Raw genomic sequence first — 2,332 nt, forward strand, 5'->3', positions numbered from 1 at the left:
TATTTACGATTTTTTGGTAACGCTTACCGGCACAACGAAGAATAAAGATACTCTCGCGTTGAGACCGAGCCCAAGTAAGTGCTCTGGTGTAAACCAAGGCTATCAGTGAAACTACAAGCAAGATTCCTGATAGTAGGTAAAAGACTAGTTCCTGCCAAAACCCTTGGGCTTTGGTAAGAGAGTTGTCATTGATGCTGTCCGCTGAGTAAACACCTTGAGAATAAAAGGGGGCCGCTTCAAATATTTGCAGAGTCTCTTCTGGATCAGCGAAGAAGACATTCCCTGTGGTCATCAGAGGCATAAGAGCCCCATTCACTTGCAAGTATTGAACAGGATTATGAACTAGCACTACTAAAGCATCAGAACTTTCGACGGTCTTTCCCCCATAGTGAAAGTTTGTTCCCAGCCCCAGAACCATGTGATCTTCGGTAGGAGTATAGAAGGAGAAAGCCTGGTTGAAGGTTGAGGGGTCCTTCAACAGAATCTCTAGTTGGGGTTTCCAGAAGTCGATGAAACTCCCCTGAAGGATATCTTGATCCAGCTCTCTTATTTCTAGCCCTGGAGTAGTTCCGGTTGCTTCCAAATACTCAGTATTAACTAGGAAGATATCATCAAATGCGTCCCCGCTCGTAGTTTCCATTCCTTCAAAAGCAGTGCTGAAAGCGAGGGATAGGTAGAGGTTACCCTGCGCCTCGAGGGTATTGAGCGTTAGCTCCAATTGGTCGGAATTTTCTGGGTTGTCGAAATAACTTGAGTTGATATTAAGAGCATAGGCATCACCAAGGAGTTCAAGCTCTTTAGCTTGTGTCAGACTTCTGTAAGCAGCTTTACTAAGCGCCAAAGTATTCGCAGTTGTGAATGTAGTCAGCGCAAGAGCAAAAGTCGCTAGAAGTACTAACAAAAGTGTTACTTTTCGATAATTTTCCCGGCGTTCCCTCACTGCTTGAAGCGTCGGTTTGCAAACCCATGAGATTCCTCCGGTAAGGAAAAAAAGAATTACAAGGTAGAAGAGCACTGCTCCTGCTATAAACGGTAACAATGTATGCAGGGTTGCAACGTTTGTCATCGCGTAAAGCCCCGCAGCTGAGAAAACCACCCCAAGTAGAGCACCTATTCCCAGCGGGGGCACTGTCGCACCTATATCTTGTCGATGGATTTGACGGTATGTCATTCCGCCTAGATACCGGATAGAACGGCCTCGCATTTTACGGGCAAAGTAGCCTGTCATAAGTAGAGCAGTGGCTAAGGTTGTTGCTATGAGAGCTGCACCAGCACCACTTTGAGCGACCAAGCTTGCGTTTCTTACAAGGGGATTCAGTTCGTTACCTATTGCAACGTCTACTCCGGCCTGAGCAAGTGTTTCTTGTATATCCCTAATTAGTTCAGGATTATTTTTGAGTACATAATCACCACTAAGAGGGATTTCTCCTAGCCTGTCATAAGTGATGAGGGTTCCTGAAACCTCTGGCGCAGCCCACTGAATTTTTCCCTCTGCAATATGCAGGTCTGAAATTTTTTGAGGATTTCCAAAGACTACGAGGTTGCGTTGCGTTTCAGTGGTTTCAGATTGCCCACTGGTTATTTTATAAATATTGGTATCGTGCTTAAGAGCTAAATCGTTGAGAGTCTTTGTGAGAGTCTGTTTATTTTCAAGCTGACCTGCTGTGTTGAGCGAAAAACTGATATTACTGCCAGCGGGGTAAGAATACTGTGCACCCTGCATGGCCTGCCAAAGCGAAAAGGCAACCAAAATTGCAGCTAGAAAACTGAGAAAAGCCATACAACGCCGTATCACTTACACTCACCCTTTCACACTCTAAATATTCTCCTTAGTGATAATTCACTGTAATGAGGATTATTCATAAGGGTAGGTGAAGTAGGCTCGCAGCGAAGCTGCTGGCTCGGTGGCTGGCGTGAATCGCCTTGTGAGCGAAGCGAACCAGGCGAGAGGGTCGGCAGCGAGTGCGAGCCTGCGGAACTCCATGCGAATAAGCCTCGATACATGGATTGCAGGCCCAACCACCTTCCATGCATCTTTTTCTTTACCCCTCCTAAGAGGTGTATAGCCATATTACACCCCCCTTTGGTGACATACAATACATTTTTAGGTTTTTTAACCAAATTCTACTGGCCTGAAACTGCTCAGGAATTACAAAAAACGAAGAACCTTGAGGCTTATTCAAAAGTAGGCACGCACCCCACACCCACCAACTAGACAACGGCCCCACCCGCGGCAAGGGACTGTCAGGAAAACGGTGTAAACCTTCCCAACCCCAACAGGAGAAAATAACACCATGACAACAGAACACCAACTCGCCCAAAACCTCATCAC

The 2,332-nt window shown here is 46.1% G+C and carries 1 protein-coding gene; it reads right to left on the minus strand.

Going from position 1 to position 2,332, the window contains the following annotated elements; all coding sequences use genetic code 11:
• Positions 1–1,780: hypothetical protein (locus tag ACRCJM_RS11930; RefSeq protein ID WP_431465082.1), on the minus strand; the 1,780-nt coding region annotated here is incomplete at its 3' end.
• Positions 1,781–2,332 lie beyond the last annotated feature (552 nt).

This window comes from Rothia sp. L_38 (genome assembly GCF_050689125.1).
Taxonomy (GTDB): domain Bacteria; phylum Actinomycetota; class Actinomycetes; order Actinomycetales; family Micrococcaceae; genus Rothia.